General features: G+C 62.9%; 21 protein-coding genes and 1 pseudogene. 6 read left to right on the forward strand and 16 right to left on the reverse strand.

From position 1 onward, the window contains the following. From tolB to ybgC, 5 genes are all read right to left on the reverse strand, one after another. Positions 1-1,041, reverse strand: a 1,041-nt coding sequence (gene tolB, locus NKI61_RS12400; protein ID WP_352839653.1) for a Tol-Pal system beta propeller repeat protein TolB, incomplete at its 3' end; no start/stop codon positions are given. Between the two features lie 40 nt (positions 1,042-1,081). Next, complete coding sequence (gene tolA, locus NKI61_RS12405) at positions 1,082-2,239, reverse strand: cell envelope integrity protein TolA (RefSeq protein WP_352839655.1); 1,158 nt, start codon at positions 2,237-2,239, stop codon at positions 1,082-1,084. 7 nt (positions 2,240-2,246) lie between these two features. Then, positions 2,247-2,699 carry a protein TolR gene (tolR, locus tag NKI61_RS12410; protein WP_352747444.1) on the reverse strand — a complete coding sequence of 151 codons (453 nt, stop codon included), beginning with the start codon at positions 2,697-2,699 and terminating at the stop codon, positions 2,247-2,249. Positions 2,700-2,708: 9 nt separating this feature from the next. After that, complete coding sequence (gene tolQ, locus NKI61_RS12415) at positions 2,709-3,419, reverse strand: protein TolQ (protein ID WP_023673844.1); 711 nt, start codon at positions 3,417-3,419, stop codon at positions 2,709-2,711. 312 nt (positions 3,420-3,731) lie between these two features. Next, positions 3,732-4,202 carry a tol-pal system-associated acyl-CoA thioesterase gene (gene ybgC, locus NKI61_RS12420; protein WP_023673845.1) on the reverse strand — a complete coding sequence of 157 codons (471 nt, stop codon included), beginning with the start codon at positions 4,200-4,202 and terminating at the stop codon, positions 3,732-3,734. 65 nt (positions 4,203-4,267) lie between these two features. Here ybgC and NKI61_RS12425 point away from each other — a divergent pair, with 65 nt between their 5' ends. After that, entirely contained in the window at positions 4,268-5,518 is a 1,251-nt protein-coding gene (locus NKI61_RS12425) for a glycoside hydrolase family 5 protein (RefSeq protein WP_352747441.1), read from the forward strand. A gap of 143 nt (positions 5,519-5,661) precedes the next feature. Here NKI61_RS12425 and NKI61_RS12430 read toward each other — a convergent pair whose 3' ends face one another. The 8 genes and pseudogenes from NKI61_RS12430 to NKI61_RS12465 all read right to left on the reverse strand — a co-directional run bounded on the left by NKI61_RS12430 (position 5,662) and on the right by NKI61_RS12465 (position 11,027). Beyond that, positions 5,662-6,564, reverse strand: coding sequence for a metallophosphoesterase (locus NKI61_RS12430; RefSeq protein ID WP_352747439.1), 903 nt, complete (start codon positions 6,562-6,564; stop codon positions 5,662-5,664). Positions 6,565-6,698: 134 nt separating this feature from the next. Further along, the gene (ruvB, locus tag NKI61_RS12435; protein WP_023700287.1) at positions 6,699-7,736 is read right to left on the reverse strand and encodes a Holliday junction branch migration DNA helicase RuvB; all 1,038 of its coding nucleotides are present in this window, start codon (positions 7,734-7,736) and stop codon (positions 6,699-6,701) included. Positions 7,737-7,779: 43 nt separating this feature from the next. Further along, the gene (gene ruvA / locus NKI61_RS12440; protein WP_023737864.1) at positions 7,780-8,400 is read right to left on the reverse strand and encodes a Holliday junction branch migration protein RuvA; all 621 of its coding nucleotides are present in this window, start codon (positions 8,398-8,400) and stop codon (positions 7,780-7,782) included. Between the two features lie 28 nt (positions 8,401-8,428). Further along, on the reverse strand, positions 8,429-8,848 hold the full coding sequence (locus NKI61_RS12445; RefSeq protein WP_023827013.1) for a type II toxin-antitoxin system VapC family toxin: 420 nt from the start codon (positions 8,846-8,848) through the stop codon (positions 8,429-8,431). Further along, entirely contained in the window at positions 8,826-9,095 is a 270-nt protein-coding gene (locus NKI61_RS12450) for an AbrB/MazE/SpoVT family DNA-binding domain-containing protein (RefSeq protein WP_023737866.1), read from the reverse strand. Before NKI61_RS12450 ends, NKI61_RS12445 begins: the two co-directional genes overlap by 23 nt. Before the next feature lie 56 nt (positions 9,096-9,151). Next, on the reverse strand, positions 9,152-9,661 hold the full coding sequence (gene ruvC, locus NKI61_RS12455) for a crossover junction endodeoxyribonuclease RuvC (RefSeq protein ID WP_023834639.1): 510 nt from the start codon (positions 9,659-9,661) through the stop codon (positions 9,152-9,154). A gap of 67 nt (positions 9,662-9,728) precedes the next feature. Next, complete coding sequence (gene rcdA / locus NKI61_RS12460) at positions 9,729-10,259, reverse strand: protease adaptor protein RcdA (RefSeq protein WP_023827015.1); 531 nt, start codon at positions 10,257-10,259, stop codon at positions 9,729-9,731. A 386-nt stretch (positions 10,260-10,645) separates the two neighbouring features. Then, positions 10,646-11,027 (reverse strand): annotated as a pseudogene (locus tag NKI61_RS12465) (hypothetical protein). Between the two features lie 301 nt (positions 11,028-11,328). On the opposite strand from NKI61_RS12465, the gene NKI61_RS12470 reads away from it, so the two are divergent. After that, complete coding sequence (locus NKI61_RS12470; RefSeq protein ID WP_023827016.1) at positions 11,329-11,880, forward strand: DUF2269 family protein; 552 nt, start codon at positions 11,329-11,331, stop codon at positions 11,878-11,880. Between the two features lie 7 nt (positions 11,881-11,887). Here the strand turns inward: NKI61_RS12470 and NKI61_RS12475 are convergent, their stop codons facing one another. Continuing rightward, on the reverse strand, positions 11,888-12,658 hold the full coding sequence (locus NKI61_RS12475) for a sulfite exporter TauE/SafE family protein (RefSeq protein WP_352839658.1): 771 nt from the start codon (positions 12,656-12,658) through the stop codon (positions 11,888-11,890). Between the two features lie 205 nt (positions 12,659-12,863). Between NKI61_RS12475 and NKI61_RS12480 the strand changes: the two genes are divergently transcribed. Next, a complete protein-coding gene (locus NKI61_RS12480; RefSeq protein ID WP_023827019.1) occupies positions 12,864-13,361 on the forward strand; it encodes a GNAT family N-acetyltransferase in 498 nt (165 codons plus the stop codon). Here the strand turns inward: NKI61_RS12480 and NKI61_RS12485 are convergent. Further along, positions 13,318-13,755 (reverse strand): Lrp/AsnC family transcriptional regulator, encoded by a 438-nt coding sequence (locus NKI61_RS12485; RefSeq protein ID WP_023704892.1) that lies wholly within the window; start codon positions 13,753-13,755, stop codon positions 13,318-13,320. The genes NKI61_RS12480 and NKI61_RS12485 overlap by 44 nt on opposite strands. 129 nt (positions 13,756-13,884) lie before the next feature. Between NKI61_RS12485 and NKI61_RS12490 the strand changes: the two genes are divergently transcribed. The 3 genes from NKI61_RS12490 to NKI61_RS12500 all read left to right on the forward strand — a co-directional run bounded on the left by NKI61_RS12490 (position 13,885) and on the right by NKI61_RS12500 (position 16,704). Next, positions 13,885-14,802: a DMT family transporter gene (locus NKI61_RS12490; protein WP_023827020.1), complete on the forward strand. Its 918-nt coding sequence runs from the start codon at positions 13,885-13,887 to the stop codon at positions 14,800-14,802. A 143-nt stretch (positions 14,803-14,945) separates the two neighbouring features. Further along, positions 14,946-15,593: a thiamine phosphate synthase gene (locus NKI61_RS12495; RefSeq protein WP_023716070.1), complete on the forward strand. Its 648-nt coding sequence runs from the start codon at positions 14,946-14,948 to the stop codon at positions 15,591-15,593. 46 nt (positions 15,594-15,639) lie between these two features. Continuing rightward, on the forward strand, positions 15,640-16,704 hold the full coding sequence (locus NKI61_RS12500; protein WP_352839660.1) for a tetratricopeptide repeat protein: 1,065 nt from the start codon (positions 15,640-15,642) through the stop codon (positions 16,702-16,704). A 9-nt stretch (positions 16,705-16,713) separates the two neighbouring features. Here NKI61_RS12500 and NKI61_RS12505 read toward each other — a convergent pair whose 3' ends face one another. After that, positions 16,714-17,730: a zinc-dependent alcohol dehydrogenase family protein gene (locus tag NKI61_RS12505; RefSeq protein ID WP_352839661.1), complete on the reverse strand. Its 1,017-nt coding sequence runs from the start codon at positions 17,728-17,730 to the stop codon at positions 16,714-16,716. Positions 17,731-17,737: the final 7 nt, after the last annotated feature.

Consider the following 17,737-nt stretch of genomic DNA (forward strand, 5'->3'; position numbering starts at 1 on the left):
GCCGCGCGGCGACCACACCGGCGTCGAATAGACGCCGTCGCCGAACGAAATGCGGGTCTGGCCCGAGCCGTCGGCGCCCATCACATAAATCTGCGCACGGCCGCCACGATCGGAAGTGAATACCACCTTGCTGCCGTCGGGCGAATAAGAGGGCGAGGTGTCGATGGCGGTCGAGTTGGTCAGCCGGGTGGTCGAGCGGCTTCGCAGATCCATGGCGAAGATGTTGGAATTGCCGTCATCGCGCAGCAGGCTCATGATCACCTTCTGGCCGTCGGGCGAGAAGCGCGGCGCAAAGGTCATGCCGGGAAAGTTGCCGACCAGTTCGCGCTGTCCGGTCTCGATCTGCAGCAGATAGACCCGCGGCTGGCCGCTTTCGTACGACATGTAAGTGATTTCCTGCCGGTTCGGCGAGAAACGCGGTGTCAGCACGATCGAGCGGCCGTCCGAGAGATAGCGCACATTGGCGCCGTCCTGGTCCATGATGGCGAGCCGCTTCTTGCGCGCATTCTTGGCGCCGGATTCGTCGATGAAGACGACGCGGGTGTCGAAATAGCCCTTCTCGCCGGTGAGCCTCTCGTAGATCGCATCGGCGATGATGTGGGCGACGCGGCGCTGATTGGCATCATTGGCGAAGAACTGTTCGCCCGACATCTGTTGGCCGGCAAAAGTATCCCACAGTCTGTATTGGGCGCGGATACGGCCGTCCGCCTCCTTTGCGACACTGCCGGTAACCAGCGCCTGCGCATTGATCACCTTCCAGTCGTCGAAGCGCGGCTGCGCATCCGGATTGGCGATCTTCTCGATGAAGGCGTTCTTGTCTATCGGTGCGAACAGGCCTGAGCGTTTCAGGTCGGCGCTGACGATATCGGAAATCTGGGCGCCAAGCTCACCTTGAAAATCGGTGATTGCGATCGGCAACGGTTCGACATTGCCCTTGTTGACGTTGATCTCGACGAGTGCTCGCGCCGGCAAGGTGGCAACGGCAGTCATGCCCAGCGCCATGGCTGCAATCGTCAGGAGCGGCTTGAGGATGGATTTCATGTCTTCTCGCTTCTCGTAACTGATTTTGTGGATACCAGGCCTAGAGCCCCAGCATCTCCCTGGGGTCGAAAGTGACTCGAACCTGGGCCCAGATATCATGCTTGCCGGCAGGAACTTGCAGGCCAGCCATGTTTGCCTTCTGGACGGCACGTACCGCACTCTCGTCGAATTGGCGGTTTCCGCTCGATTTTTCGACGGTCGGACGGCCTTCGAGCTTGCCGGAGGCATCGAGATTGAACACGATCACGGCGACGAAGTTTTCCGAGCCCTCAACCCCCACCGGAAGGGTCCAGCTATTGCCCAGCTGATCCGACAAAGTGCCCATTTCGGCCTGCGACAGTTTCTGGCCCTGGGTCTTGTCGGCGCCGAGCGACGCCTGCTGCGTCGAGCGCTTGGCGCCGCCGCCAGAAGGCTTCTGCTTGTCGAGCAGAGCAGTGATCTCACCTTCATTGAACTGCTTTTCCTCGGACTTCGGCTTCGACGAGGCTTCCTTGACCGGCTTGTCGGCGTCCTTGCGGTCCGGAGCCTTCGCGCTTTCAGCCTGCGCCGGTTGCGGCTTCGGCCGTGCTTCCGGAGCAGGAGCGGAAGTCGGAAGCTGCGCTTCTTCCAGAGGCTGCTGATCCGATATGGCTTCGGCGACCGCGTCGGGCTTCACGCGTGGCTTCGGCTCTATGGCGGCGGTCGTGTCCGGCTGCGGTGTTGGTGCAGGCTCCTTCACCGGGGTCGGCTTCGGTTCAACCTGCTTCACCGGCTCGGGCTTGACCTCTTCCTTCGGCTGCGGCTCCGGCGCCACCTCCGTCGCAGGTGTCGGCTTCGGCGCTTCCTTTGGCTTCGGCGTGTCCTCGGTCTTCGGCTTTTCGGTCGGGGTCGGCGCCGGAGCAGCCGTCGCTGTTTTCTCCACCAGCTTCGGCTTGGGCTCGTCCGTCACCGGCTTGTCGGTATCAACGCTGTTCTCGCCGATTTTCTGTGCATCTGGCACGATGTCGGGACGCTTGGTCGGCATCGGCGCCGGCTTTTCGTGCATCACCGCCTTCTTGTCGCCCTGCAGCGTCTGCGCAATGGCTTCCATGGGAACGATGTCGACCGCTATCGACTCGACATCCGTGGACGGCAGCGCGGCCGGCGCCGACAGGGTGAACAGGCCGAAAGCCAGTGCCACCGTATGCAGTATCACCGATGTGGTGAGGCCGGTCTTCATCGTGCGTCTACTGATCCTGTTGCTGCAGTGAAATCAGGCCGATATTCTTGTAGCCGGCGGCCTGGATGAGGGCCATCACCTCCATCGCGGCGCCATAGTTGGTCGCCTTGTCGCCGCGGATGAAGATGCGCTCTTCGTAGCCGGTCTTGGAAATCGCCTGCAGTTTGGCGACCAGCTCTTCCCTTGGGATTTCGGTCTCCTGCAGGAAAATCTTGCCGGCCGCGTCGATCGAAACGGTGATCGGCTGGGTGTCGGCGTTCAGAGCCTTGGCCTTAGTCTCCGGCAGGTCGACCGGCACGCCGACCGTCAACATAGGTGCGGCGACCATGAAGATGATCAAGAGCACCAGCATCACGTCGACCATCGGCGTGACGTTGATTTCCGACATCAATGCATGGTGGCGGCCGCGCCGCCTGTGCCCGCGTCCGCCGCGTCCTGCCATGCCAACCGACATACCCATCTTCTTACCTCAGCCCTTAGGCGCTACTTTTTCATCGATTTGGCGCGAGAGTATGGCGGAGAACTCATCCGAGAACCCTTCCATCCGCACCGCGATCTTGTTCGCGTCGGATGACAGCTTGTTGTAGGCGATAACCGCCGGTATGGCGGCGAGAAGACCGATGGCCGTCGCCAGCAGCGCTTCGGCAATGCCGGGTGCAACAACCGCGAGACTGGTGTTTTTCGAACCGGCAATCGCCTGGAACGAGGTCATGATGCCGATGACGGTGCCGAACAGGCCGATGAAGGGTGCAGCCGAACCGGTGGTGGCGAGAAAGCCGAGACGGCCCTCCAGCTTCTCCATCTCGCGCGTCAACGCCAGGTCCATCGCCTTGTCGATGCGGGTCTGCAGGCCGAGCGGCGATTTGGCCCCCTTCTCGAAGCTCTTCTTCCATTCGCGCATGGCGGCGACGAAGATCGCACCCATGCCCGTGGTCTTCCGGTCGGCAAGCGTGCGATAGAGCTCTTCCAGCGACTGCCCCGACCAGAACACCTGTTCGAAGCGATTGAGCGACAGACGCATGCGGGCATAGCTGACCAGCTTGTCGACGATAATCGCCCAGGTCCAGACCGAGGCGCAGAGCAGACCTATCATGACCAGCTTGACCACCCAGCTGGCCTGTGTGAACAGCGCCCAAATCGACAATTGCGCTGCCGGATCGGCGAGTGCGGTAGTTTCCATGCTTCAGTCCTTAAGATTTTCCGGGCATGGCTGGCGGCTGGCCCATGGGCATCCCTTGTGGTCCGTTCGCGCTTGGCTTCCGGATTAACCCCAAAATGCACCGTTGGCGGCCTTTTCAGGGCAAATATTGGTGAAAGGAAGGCGCGCGGATTCTTCCAATCTTCACCAATCTCTTCATGAACCGTTATGGTTAAGGATGGGTTAGGAAATATGGCGCGGCGCATTGCCGCGCCAAGGCACGACGCGGGCCATCCATCCACAATCGAATGCGCTGCCGATTGGCCGCTCGTTGCCGGCCGGCAGGCCTGGATATCAGCTTGCTCCTGGTAGAAAGGCCGCGATCCATTCTTTCGGAAAGCGCTTCGGCCGGCCGTTCTCGCCGATGATCGCCGCCTCGACCTTTGCTTCGACCAGTACCTCTGTCCCGCGTTTCAATTGCTGCGCCATGACGATGCGAGCGCCGGAAATATCCTGCGTTGATGTGTCGATGGTCAGGATGTCGTCCATGCGGGCAGGCGAGCGGAAATCTATCTCCATCCGCCGTACCACCCAGACGATCCGTTCGCCGTGCTTGCCTTCGTGAAGTTCTGTGTGGTGGACGCCCGCCAGCCTGAGATAGTCCGAGCGGCCGCGCTCGAAGAATTCGAGATAGCGCGCGTGGTAGACGACGCCGGAAAAATCGGTGTCGGCATAATAGACTCGCGCCATCAGCCGATGGCCGAATTCCGTCAAGGCTCCGGAAAGCCCGCCGGCAAGCGCCGCCGATTCACCATGATCGTCCATCGCGCTTTCCTTTTTGCCCCCGGCGGGGCACCTGTCTTGCCAAAATCACCAGCGCAGCAAACCGGATGGCACTGTTGACGGCGATGATCAAGACCGTGATAGCAGCGCTGCTGGTGCTGGCGGCGTCTGCGCTTCCCGGTCAGGCCGCTAGCTTTTCGATGAAGCGCGGCCTCAACCTCGACCAGTGGACGACCTGGGTCGGGGAAGACAAATGGAACGACCGACAAGCCATCCTGCCCTATCCGGAATGGCGCAAGTTCCTCAACGAGAATGACCTCAAGGCGCTGAAGGCCGCCGGTTTCGACTTTCTGCGCATGCCGGTCGATCCCTCGCCGTTTATGTCGGACCAGACACTGGCGCTGCGTGACGACCTTTATGCCAGCGTGCGGGACTCGGCGCGCATGATCAACCGGGCCGGTCTGAAAGTGATCGTCGACATGCATCTGATTCCCGCCGGCGGCGGCCGCGAGATCGGCATGGGCCAGGTGATGGACGATCCCGCAACCTTCGACGCCTATGTCGAGGTCGTCCGCAAAATGGCGCGCACGCTGGCCTCCGAGGACCCGGCGCAGGTCGCCTTCGAGCCGATGAACGAGCCGATCGTCGACTGCGACAGCGATGGCGCCAGCCTGTGGCCGGAGCGTCAGCAAAAGCTGTTGGCGGCCGCGCGCGCCTCGGCCACCAGGCTGACGCTGATCCTGACCGGCGCCTGCTATTCCAATGCGGCTTCGCTGGTCAGGATCGATCCAAAGTCGGTCCCCGACGACAACCTCATCTGGACCTTCCACTCCTACGACCCGTTCCTGCTGACGCATCAGGGCGCGACCTGGGCCGGCGATTTCATTCTTTATGTTACCGGCCTGCCCTATCCGCTGACCGCGGTGCCGCGCGCCGAGCTCGATGCGACGCTGGATGCGATCCGCGCCAAGATAAAAGCCGAGGCGCCACGGACCAGACGGAACGGCCTGCTCGCCTATCTCGATGAACAAGTCGCCAGCATGGACACGGACGAAAAGCTGCTCGGCGTCATGGATGCGCCGTTCGAAAAGGTCGAGGCCTGGGCGAAGGCCAACGCCATCAAGCCGGAAAACATCACGCTGGGCGAGTTCGGCATGATCCGCCAGGAATATGGCAATCCCTATGTGATGCCGCCCAAATACCGCGCGGCCTATGTCAAGGACATGATCGCGCGCGCCGAGGCGCATGGCTTCTCATGGTCGGTGTGGAGTTTTGGCGGCGCCTTCGGCATCGTCGATGCCTTCAACGGCGAAAAGGCCGAACCCGCCGTGATGGATGCAATCCGCTCGCTCCATTAGCCCTAGGCATGTCGAGATCCAGATCAGGCCGAGTCGGAAATGAGGGGTCCGAGAACCGGAACGGAGCGGACTTTGGTCCGTGACTACCGGAAGCGCAGGAACACCTCATTTGCAGGCCGGCATCACCTGAATACCGGCATGCTCTAACCGAGGTCGATCTGTAGGATCTCCGGCCGCATGCCAAAGCGCACCGGCGCGATGCTGAAGCCGAGCCCGCCTGACACGATCAAATTGCGGTCATTCTCGACGACATGGCCATAGGCAAAGCGGTTGCCGAAGCGGGACGGCACCACCGGTGAATAGCCGAACAGCCTGACCTGCCCGCCATGTGTGTGGCCCGACAGCGTCAGCGAAACCCGCCACGGCACTTTCGGGAAAATGTCAGGCTCATGCGCAAGCAGGATGATCGGTGCCTGGTCGGTGATCTTGGCCAGCGTGCCGTCGAGATCGTCGAGGCCTTCAAATTTGTCGCGGCCTGCGGCCTTGTTCGGCAACAGGGCCAGCTGGTCGGCGAGTCCGGCGATCCAGAAGCCGTATCCATTCTTTTCCAGACGCACAGCGTCGTTCTCCAGAACCGAGATGCCGGCTTCCTCCAATGCCTTGCGCGCCACAGTCGGCCCCGCTCCGGCCTGCTGCGCGAAAGGATCGTGCCACCAGTCGTGATTGCCGAGGATCGACAGGACACCAAGCGGCGCCTTCAGTCCTGACAAGGCCGGCGCCCATTCATGGGCCTCCACCCGGTTCGTCACCAGGGACATGCCTGAGATATAGTCGCCGAGCAGTACGATCAGATCGGGCTGCAGCACGTTCGCACCCTCGACGAGCGAAGCGATCCGCTCAGGCGTCATCCAGGGGCGGCAGGCGTGAATATCGGCAAGTGCTACAACGCGCAGCTTCAAGCCCGCCGGCCAATGCGGCGGGGTCAGCCGGTAGCGCTTCAAATGGGTCAACAGCATCGGCTCGATGCCGACCGCATAGGCACTGAGCGACGCCAGCGAGAGGAATGAACCCCCGACGAATTTCAGGAACCCGCGTCTGGTGATCACTTTTCTGGCTCCGACCTTGATCGGAGCAGTTCGCGCCGACACTACGACGCCCGATAGCATCCAAGAATGCGCCTTCACGCTGGCAAGCTTGAGGAAATTCTGCACAGAAATCCGTTCCGAAGAACAAATCTCCGTTACTCTTCCTGGAACAGGTTGATCTGCTGCTGCGCCAGATCCTTCGGCGCGTCGAGGCCGAGATGGCGCCAGGCATTGGCGGTCAGCACGCGGCCGCGTGGCGTGCGCTGGATGAAACCCTGCTGGATCAAATAGGGTTCGATAATGTCCTCGATGGCGTCGCGCGGCTCGGACAGGCCGGCGGCGATCGTTTCGATGCCGACCGGCCCACCACCGAAATTGCGCGCGATCATCGAGAGATAGCGGCGGTCGAGCGCGTCGAGGCCGAGCGCGTCGACCTCGAGCCGGGTGAGAGCTTCGTCGGCAATCTGCTTGTCGACGTGACCGTCGCCGGCAACGGAGGCGAAATCGCGCACCCGGCGCAGCAGCCGGCCGGCAATGCGCGGCGTACCGCGGGCGCGGCGCGCAATCTCCAGCGCGCCGTCGTCGCCGAGCGGCATTTGCAGGATGCGGGCACCGCGCCGCACGATCTGCTCCAGTTCCTCGACCGAATAGAAATTGAGCCGCACCGGAATGCCGAAACGGTCGCGCAGCGGGTTGGTCAAAAGGCCGAGCCTGGTGGTGGCGGCGACCAGGGTGAAGCGGGCAAGATCGATCTTGACCGAGCGTGCTGCCGGACCTTCGCCGATGATCAGGTCGAGCTGGAAATCCTCCATTGCCGGGTAAAGGATTTCCTCGACCGCCGGATTGAGCCGGTGGATCTCGTCGATGAACAGCACATCGCGGTCTTCGAGATTGGTGAGAAGTGCGGCGAGATCGCCGGCCTTGGCGATCACCGGGCCGGAGGTCGAGCGGAAATTGACGCCGAGCTCGCGCGCCATGATCTGCGCCAGCGTTGTCTTGCCAAGCCCCGGCGGCCCGACGAACAGCACATGGTCAAGCGCCTCGCTGCGGCCCTTGGCGGCCTCGATGAAGACCTTGAGATTGGCCCGCACCGCGGCCTGGCCGACGAAATCGGCGAGCGTCTGCGGCCGCAAGGTCTGCTCAGCATCCTCGCCGCGCTTTTCCGGGGCAATGAGGCGGGGTGAAAGGCTCATGCGGCCTTCCTTGCACAGGGCAAAGGACCGGACAAGCAATCACTCACCGCGCCAGTTCCTTCAGCCCGAAACGAATGAGCTTCGAGGCATCGGCGTCCTCGCCGGCCGTCTTCAGCGCCGCCGCGACAGCATTGGCTGCTGTGTCGCGCGAATAGCCGAGATTGACCAGCGCCGAGACGGCGTCGGTAATCGGCGCCGGCGCCACGCCTTCGCCGAGCTCCTGCTTAAGGCCGATGGTGCCGGAGGCGGTTCCGGCATAGGCCGGCGCCTTGTTCTTCAACTCGGTGACGATGCGCTCGGCCACCTTCTTGCCGACGCCGGGCGCGCGGCTGACCATGGCGATGTCGCGCAGCGCGATCGCATTGGCGAGGTCTGCCGGCGCCAGCGTCGACAGGATGGCCAGCGCCACCTTGGCGCCGACGCCTTGCACATTGCTCATCAACAGCCGGAACCACTCGCGCTCAAGCACCGACTGGAAACCGTAAAGCCGGATCATGTCCTCGCGCACATAGGTCTCGATGAACAGCACCACCGCCTCGCCGGGCGAAGGCAGCGCGGCCAGCGTGCGCGCCGAGCAATAGGCGACATAACCGACGCCGTGCACATCGACGAGGCAGAAATCCTCGTCGATCTCGTCCAGCGTGCCTTTCAATTTGCCGATCATGCCAGATCTTTCATGGAAGAAGGGGCTTTCATGGGTGTGTTTCCGGAGAGATGATGTCGAGCTCCGGGAAATAGCTGCGGTAGCGAGCAGCGTCGCGGGTCAAGAGGCGGTGCCCGGCAACGGTCGCATGGGCGCCAATGAAGAAATCGGGCAAGGTACGCTCCCGCACGCCGCCCGCCCGGCGGTAGCGCGAATGCGTAACACCGGCAAGAAAAGCCGCGTCCCAAGGCAGAGGCTCGCGACCGATCTCGAGCGTTTCGACTGCCTTTCGAAGCGCCGTCTCCGTCGCGATCAGCGGTGCCAGTTCGGACCAGACAATCGTGTTGACCACCAATGCGCCGTCGCGGCGGCAGGAAACAATCGCCGACGCCGACCATTTTGTATTGGGTCCGGCCGGGCCCCAGACGTCGATGAGGACATTGGTGTCAATCAACGTCGAGATCTTCACGCGGCCCCCTCAACCATTCCATATATTCGTCGGCAGTCATGCCACCCAGATCCAGGGATCCCTCCATCCGGTCAAGCACCTCGCTGAACCTGCGGGCTGCCTCCTCTTCAGACAGATTTTCGGTGACGGCCACAAGACGGGCGCCATCGTCGGTGGCGACAAATTCCACCTCGGAACCAGGCCCGATGCCCAGATGGTCCCTTATCTGCTTGGGTATCGTGACCTGCCCTTTGGTGGTGACACGCATGGTAATACCTCTCAGGTATTACTTACTGCCTTACCGTGAACAAGTCAAGAACACGCCTAACCGGCCAGCGCCATCCTGTAGGCGACGCTTTGCCGGTGATGCGCGTGGCAGATGGCAATAGCCAACGCGTCTGCGGCATGTTCGGTGTCGAAAACGGCTTTCGGCAACAGCACCTTTACCATCATGTGGATCTGCTTCTTGTCGCCATGGCCAACGCCGATCACCGCCTTCTTGACGGCATTGGGGGCATATTCGGCGACGACAAGGCCGGCGCGCGCCGGCACCAGCATGGCTATGCCGCGCGCCTGGCCGAGCTTCAGTGTCGCCACCGCATCCTTGTTGACGAAGGTTTGCTCGACGGCCGCCTCCTGCGGCATGGCCGCGTGCAGGATCTCGGCCAGCCCGTCATGCAATTGGCAGAGCCGTGTCGCCAGCGCCGCCTTGTCGTCGGAGCGTACAGTGCCGGAGCTGATAAAGCGCAGCGAGTTGCCGAGGCTCTCGACGATGCCCCATCCGGTGCGCCTCAGCCCCGGATCGATACCGATGATGCGAATCGCTTCCCTCATGCGCGAAGTCTACCTCCGGCGCACAGCGATGTCAGGGAAATGTGAACAAACCGGAAACGGGAAGCGTTTAACCTCGAGCGAAAGCCGTATTCAGCAGCGTGATCTGGTCGGAAACCGGATTGGCGCGGCGGCTTGTTACCGGCGTCTCGGCAAACGCGCCGCCATAGATCTCTTCGTCCATGCGGCGCACCAGCGCCTGCAGGCGCAGCGAGCGGGTGACGAGGTCGAGGAAATCCTTCGGCAGTTCGCCCCAGCCGACCGCTTCGTCATGCGCCGAGGCGGTGTCGAGACGCACCTTGGATTTTTCCGAAGCGACCTGGTCGCGGGTCATCTCGCCGGAGTTTGCCGCCCGCTGCAAAAGCAGCCAGGAGGCGACCTGCATCAGCCTTGTGGTCAGCCGCATCGATTCGGCCGCATAGAGCGTCGCCGCCAGTCTGGACAGCTTCTTGGCCTCGGCCCGGCCCTTGCCGTCGAGATATTCCGCTGCTTGCTCAACCAGGCCCATTCCTTCCTGGTAGAGCGGTTTGAAGGATTGGGAGAAAACCCGGCGTTCCGCCAGCTTGATGGTTTTCGCGCTGCCCTTCGAAGGCTCGTTCATCGATACGCCCCTGCACTGCCCCGTCGGCTGATTCGGCTTCATCGCCGTAACGCCGGCACCCTAGATGACTGAAGCTTGAAAATGCGCTTCGCCGCCGGTGAAGGCAAGCACATGTTTAACAAACGGTTAACGCCTGCGCAGGGGCGCCAAGCGGACCAGAAGCAGACAAAAAAAGAGCCGCGGATAAGGCGGCTCTCAGGAGTTTAACAGGGAGGCGTCAAACGAAGTGGCTCCAACCACTCGGTAAGAATCCAGATCACTGGATGGACATAGTAAACACCTGTAAAGCTTAATGAACCCTTAACGGCGCGGACATTTCTTGATCGACCGCTGCCCTTCTGTGCCGTATCAGCACAACGGCCCCCTAAGCCTGATCGTCGGCTTGTTCATGCCTTCTTCCACACAGCCGGCAAGGAAATGAAGGCGAACAGCAGCATTGCCGCATAAAAGCCCATCGAGGAGGAAGCCAGCACCGGCTCGATCTCCGGATGGCCGGCAAGTTCAAGGTAAAGCCCGATCATCAGTGCGATGCCGCAGATTGCCGTCAGCCAGAAATGCACGACCGCAATCGTCTTTTGCCCGACCGCTGGAAACAGGTGGTAGAAGAAAGCAAACACCGCCGACATCAGCCAGCCCGCCACCATGGTGTGCGCGTGGGTCGGCATCTGCCCATGGTCTTTGGAGATCGCCATATGCAGGCCGAGCGCCATGCCGCACAGGGAATAGATGACGGCCAGGGGTGAAGAAATTTCGTGCTACGCCTTGCATGGGATACCCTCGTTGGTTGCTGCAGACTTGGTCCGACCGCGCGCGGCCAAAATGGAGCGTCGGTCTTAGTCCCCGCAGGTTTCAGGATCATGCCGCGAACCAGCCAATGCCGACACGGCGTCTATCCGGCAAATGCCGGGTATTGTGCGGGCTGGCGGTAAAATCCGGCGACGGCGCCACCGCAACAAGCCGGCACCCACGCGGCATCTTCTGGATACATGTACGGAGATAATCCGCCCTCCTTCGGAAGCAGACGCGCGAAAGCAGCGTTTACCCCCGGAACGATGCACAAGGAGCGGCAATGGACTGGTATTCTCTCTTCAAATTCCTGCATGTCATGGCAGCGATCCTCTGGCTCGGCGGCGGTTTCGCCATGCTGCTGGTTTCGATACTCGCCGATCGCGCCGGCGACGACGAGACGCTGATGGTCATGCTGAGAACGACGGACAAACTCGGCTTGCGTCTGTTCGTGCCGGCGTCTATCGCGACCCTGGCTTCTGGTCTGGTGCTGACTTCGCTATGGACCGGCTTCTCCGACCTTTGGGTCGTCATCGGCCTTTGCGGCTACGCCGCCGCGTTTCTGACCGGTATCCTCGTGCTGAAGCCTTCGTTCGAAAAGCTTGCCACAATGCTTGCCGCGGACGGCATGACCCCGGCTGCCATATCGTTTGGGCGCCGCATGATACGGATCGTCAAGTTCGATTTCGTCATCATGATCGTCGTCGTCGCCGACATGGTGCTGAAGCCGACCGCGCACGACATCGCCACTCTCGGCGCAATGGCGGTCGTGGTCATGGGTGGTGCATCGCTGACCTTTGCGAGCGCCCCGCGAACCAAACCGGCAGCGGCCTGAGCGGGATTTAGAGCAGGCCGGCGATCCCGTCCCAAAGCAGCTTGACCGCGACCACGGCCACGGTCGCGTAGGTGAAGGGATAAAAAATCTCCGGCCGCATGCGCCGCACCAGCCAGGCGCCGGCGATGGTGGCCAGCGGCGCCAGCGGCATCAGCACGGCCGACGCCGTCAGGTTGGCGGTGTCGAACTGGCCAAGCGCGAAGTAGGGGATCAGCTTCAGCGCGTTGGTGGCGGCAAAGAAGATCGCCGATGTCCCCGACAGCACCTTCGGATCGAGCCGGATCGGCAGCGCATAGACCTGGAAGGGGGGCCCGCCGACATGGGCGACGAAGCTGGTGAAGCCGGCGACGGTGCCCCAAAAGGCGGCGGCGATGCGGTTGGCCGCCGCCGCATGGTCGGAACCGTGGCGGAACTGGAGATAGAGCCAGCGCAGCACGAAGATCAGCGCGACAGCGCCGACGATCAGCCGCACCATCTCTTCGGTTACGAGCGCTGCCGTCAGCCAGCCGAGCCCAATGCCGATCACCGCGCCCGGCATCATGTCGACCAGCATCTTTCTGTCATACACACCCCACCACGTCCACACCGAAACGATGTCCATCAGGCACAGGATCGGCAGCAGGATAGCCGCCGCCTGCACCGGCGGCATGGCCACCGCCATCAAAGGCACGCCAACGAAGCCGACAGCGCCGCCGAAGCCGCCTTTCGACAGCCCGACAAGTATCACCGCCGGAATGGCGGCGGCATAAAACCACGGATCGGCGAGCAGACCTGACATGAGCTGGAAATGCTGGAGGGAAGACGGTGCCCTGCAATAGCCCAGAAACCCTTGCGCCGCGACCGGGAAAATGCCGGCCGTGTCGATCAACTGTGCGTAAAGCGACGGTTCCGGATTTGCGGCAAGATCATCGCCGATGCATAAGGGCGCCGTCCCCGCTGCATCAGGTTTTGGCCCCAGGTTTTTGACCCCCAGGTTTTTGACAATGAGCGAACCCCACATCCGCCGCGCCGAAGCGGCCGACCTGTCTGCCATCGTAGTCATGCTCGCCGACGATCCGCTTGGCCGCAGCCGCGAGGATGCGACCGAACCACTCGCCAAGGCCTATCGCGACGCCTTTGCCGCCATCGACGCCGACCCCAACCAGTTTCTTGCCGTGATGACGGATAGCGGCCGCGTCATCGGCACGTTGCAGATCAGCTATCTCGCCGGGCTGTCGCTGCAGGGCGCCTTGCGCGGCCAGATCGAGGCTGTGCGCGTCGCCGCGGACCGGCGCGGCGAAAGGCTGGGGCAGCGTTTGCTGGAATGGGCGGTCGAACAGTGCCGCGAACGCGGCTGCAAGATTGTCCAGCTGACCACCAACAAGAGCCGCCAGGACGCGCATCGCTTCTATGACCGGCTCGGCTTCAAGGCCAGCCACATCGGCTACAAGCTGGAGCTTAATTCAGTGGCGGCGGACGGCGCCGGATCGGCTGCGCCTTGATGATGGCGGTGCTGGTCTCCGCCTTGTCGGCGATGCGGTCGAGAAGCTTGTCGAGCTCGCCGATGGAGCGTACGTAGAGCCGGGCCACGAAACAGTCGTCGCCGGTGACCTTGTCGCATTCGCCGAATTCCGGGATCTCCTCGATCAGCTTCTGGACAATATGCAGCTTGCCCGGCAGTGGCCGCACCCGCACGATCGCCTGCAGCGGAAACCCCAGCGCCTCCGGGTCGATCTCGATGGTGAAGGCGCGGATGACGCCGCGTTCCTCGAGCCGCCGCAGCCGTTCCGAGACGCTCGGCGACGACAGCCCGACCTGCTGCGCCAGATCCTTCAACGAAGTCCGCGAATCCAGGATCAGGATGTCGAGAAGCTTTCTGTCCAACTCGTCCAGCATTTTCATCTCCTCGCAAAAGGGCAGCGCGCGCCTTATTAAATAAGGTGTTGTACCCTTATCACCTTTCATAGGGCATATAAACCCTCAAGGCGGCATGAGATTATGGCCTCAACAGATAGAGGTATTGTCATGGACAACACGGTACGCGGCACGATCGAGATGACGGCGGCGATGACGATCGTCGGCACGATCGGCTGGTTTGTCGTCATGTCGGGCCAGCCCGTCATGGACGTGGTGTTCTGGCGCTGCGCCTTCGGCGCGGTGGCGCTGCTGATCACCTGCGCGGCACTCGGGCTGCTGCGCGGCAGGCTGACGCTGCGCATTGTTGCCATCGCCGCTCTTGGCGGCGCGGCCATTGTCATCAACTGGCTGTTGCTGTTCAGCGCCTTCTCCCGCGCCTCGATCTCGATTGCCACGGCGGTCTACAACACGCAGCCCTTCATGCTGGTCGGCTTCGGCGCGCTGTTCTTCGGCGAGCGGCTGACCCTGGCCAAGCTGACCTGGCTCGGCATCGCCTTCGCCGGCATGCTGCTGATCGTGCAGACAGGGCCCGATGCGGGTGTCGGTTCCGGCATAACCGGCACAGATTATGTCGTCGGCATCGTCATGGCGCTCGGAGCGGCCTTCTTCTGGGCTGTCGCGGCAATCGTCGCCAAGAAGCTCAAGGGCACCCCGCCGCATCTGATCGCGCTGATCCAGGTCTGCGTCGGCGTCGTCATGCTGGCGCCCTTCGCCAACCTCTCGCATTTGCCCCCCGATGCCTGGAGCTGGGCCATGCTGGCCACGCTTGGCGTCGTTCACACCGGCCTGGTGTACATATTGATGTACGCCGCCATCCAAAAACTGCCGACGCATCTGCAGGGGTCGCTGTCCTTCATCTATCCTGTCGTTGCGATCCTGGTCGATGTCATGGCCTTCGGCCACCGGCTGCATCCGGCCCAGCTCGTCGGCGCAGCCGCCATCCTGATCGCCGCCGCCGGCATGAATCTCGGCTGGACTTTGTGGAGGGCCAAATCGCCGGCCGAAAGCCCGCAAGCCGTCAAATGAGCCGCAGAGCGTCGGCTCGCCGGCGATCGTAAACCAAAGCCAGCGCATCGATCCCCGCCCGCCTGTTCAAGGCGGGCGCTTTGTTCTATGCCGCAATGCAACCATCTTCGCCCGGCATAGGCGAAACCCGGGATCGAAAGCCAATGAACGACGCAACACCCCCCAACCGCTGCCGCATCGTGCTGATCGCACCCAAGGACGCTCCGGCGCAGCGCATTGCGGCTGCCTTCGACGGCGGTGATATCGCTTCGCTGATCCTGCCTGAGAACGGCATGGACGAGGCTGCCTTCCAGGCCTTTGCAGAACAGATCGTACCGGCGGCGCAAGCGGCCGGCATCGCCGTCATCATCGCCGGCGATACCCGCATTGCCGGCCGTGTCCAGGCCGACGGCATTCATGTCGAGGTTTCCAAGGACGCGCTCGCCGAGACCATCGAACACTTCCAGGGCAAGATGATGGTCGGCGCCGGTGGCGCCAAGACGCGCGACGACGCGCTGGAACTCGGCGAAACCAGGCCCGACTACATCTTCTTCGGCCGCTTCGGCTACGACAACAAGCCGGAACCGCATCCGCGCAACCTGTCGCTTGGGCAATGGTGGGCGGACGTGATTGAGATCCCTTGCGTGGTCATGGCCGGTTCCGCCATCGCCTCGGTAGAAGCGGTGGCCGCCACTGGCGCCGAGTTCGTGGCCGTCTCAAGCGCTGTCTTCGCCGAAGGCGCCGATCCGAAGGCGGCGATTGCTGCCGCCAATGCGCTGCTCGACCAAACCGCGCCGCGCTTCGAGGGCTGACGTGCGCCGACCTGGACTTCCTCTCGCGATTCTCGTCGCAGCCTTGATGAGCGGGGCAGCGATCGCGGCGGAGACCGTTCCGCTGCCGCAGCCGAGGCCGGACACCAGCGCGCCCGCCCTCAGCGTGCCGGATGCGATCGCTCCCGATGCGGGTGCCCCAAAAGCCGGTGCCACGGATTCCGGCGTCCATATCGACAAGCCGATCGACACCCCGCTGCCGCAGCCGGCGACAACCGCGCCGCTGCCGTCGGCCGACGCGATCAACCCCGAACGTTTCGGCGCCAAGCCGGCGGACCCCGCCTATGGCGCTTTCCAGCGCGGCCTTTACAAGACGGCCTACAATCTGGCGTTGGTGCGGGCTCAGAATGGCGACCCGGCGGCGCAAACGCTGGTGGCCGAGATCCTGTCGCGCGGGTTGGGCGTGCCGCTCAACCCAGCGGAAGCCGCCAAATGGTATGCGCAGGCCGCCGAGCAAGGGATTCCTGAATCGCAGTTCCAGTATGCGCTGATGCTGCTCGACGGCCGCTACGTCAAGAAGGACGAGAAGGGAGCTTATGCGCTGATGCAGGCCGCCGCCGAGGCCGGCAACCGGCTGGCGCAGTTCAACTTCGCGCAATTGCTCGTGCAGCAGGATCCGGGCGATGCCGGCATCACCAGGGCTGTGCCTTATTATGAGCGTGCCGCGGCGACAGGGCTTGCCGACGCCCAGTATGCGATGGCGCAGGTCTATGCCAATGGCGTCGGCGGCAAGACCCGCGACGATGCAAAGGCCCGCAGCTTGCTGGCACAGGCTGCCAGGCAGAACTACGACACCGCGCAGATCGATCTTGCCGCCTGGATGATCGAGGGCCGGGGCGGTGTTCGCGACCTGAAATCCGGCTTCAACTGGATGAAGCAGGCAGCTGAAGGCGGCAATGTCGCTGCCCAGAACCGGTTGGCAAAGCTCTATATGGGCGGCATCGGCACCGACCCCGACCTGATCCTGGCTGGGGCCTGGTATGTGGTCGCCCGCCGCGCCGGCCTTATCGATCCGGAGATGGACGATTTCCTGCAAGGGCTGACCGACGACCAGACAAAGCAAGCCTTGCAGAAGGCCAACCGCCTGCCCTGACACGCAACGTCACTGTGTATGATCCAGCACGACCTTGCCGAAGGGAGAGCCGTGTTCGAGATGGCGAAAGGCCTGCGCTGCCTCTGCCCATGGGAAGACCCGGTCGATCACCGGCCGCAGCCGATTGACGGCGAGCGCCCGGTTCATCGCTTCGAAGGACTCGCGCGAGCCGACCGGTATGCCGCGTGCTTTCACCTGGCGGCGGAAGATGTCGAGCGGATTGATCGCCCCTTCGCTGCCGCCGAGATAGCCGATGACGTTGATCTGGGCGCCGCGCGCCGACGCCTTGAGCGACTGCGCGAAACTTTGGGGACCACCGACTTCGATGATGTGGTCGGCGCCGCGGCCATCGGTCAGCGCCAGCACGGCCGACGACCAGTACGGATTGTCGCGGTAGTTGACGCCATCATGCGCGCCAAGCCCCTTCGCCCGGGCAAGCTTCTCATCGCTGCTCGACGTAACAATGACGCGCGCTCCGGCCGCCCTTGCCAACTGCACGGCAAACAGCGACACGCCGCCGGTGCCGAGGCTGAGCACGGTTTCGCCTGGCTTGAGCTTGCCCTCGGTGAACAACGCATGCCAGGCAGTGACGGCGGCGCAAGGCAACGTCGCCGCCTCGACATCGCTGAGATGCGCCGGCGCGATGACAGCCGCCTGTTCGTCCAGCCGGGCGAATTCGCTCAGCAAACCGTCGATGGGGCCACCGCGCTGGTATGAGGGTTCGGCCATGGCGAAGCTGCCGCCGACCCATCGCTGCCAGAACGTGCCGCAGACCCGGTCGCCGACCTTGAAGCGGCTGACCTCGGAGCCAACCGCAACGACCTCGCCGAGGCCGTCGGAAAGCGGCACCAGCGGCAAGGGGAATGTCGTGTGATAGCTGCCGCGCGCGATCTCGACATCGCGGTAGTTGAGCGCCGTCGCCTTGACGCGGACGATCATCTCCTGACGGCCGGGCTCCGGCGTTGGTCGTTCGACCATCTTGAGATTGTCGATGCCGCCCGGCTTCTGCAGTTCGATTGCCTTCATTGGCATT

It is taken from the genome of Mesorhizobium sp. M0514, from assembly GCF_040321145.1.
Taxonomy (GTDB): domain Bacteria; phylum Pseudomonadota; class Alphaproteobacteria; order Rhizobiales; family Rhizobiaceae; genus Mesorhizobium.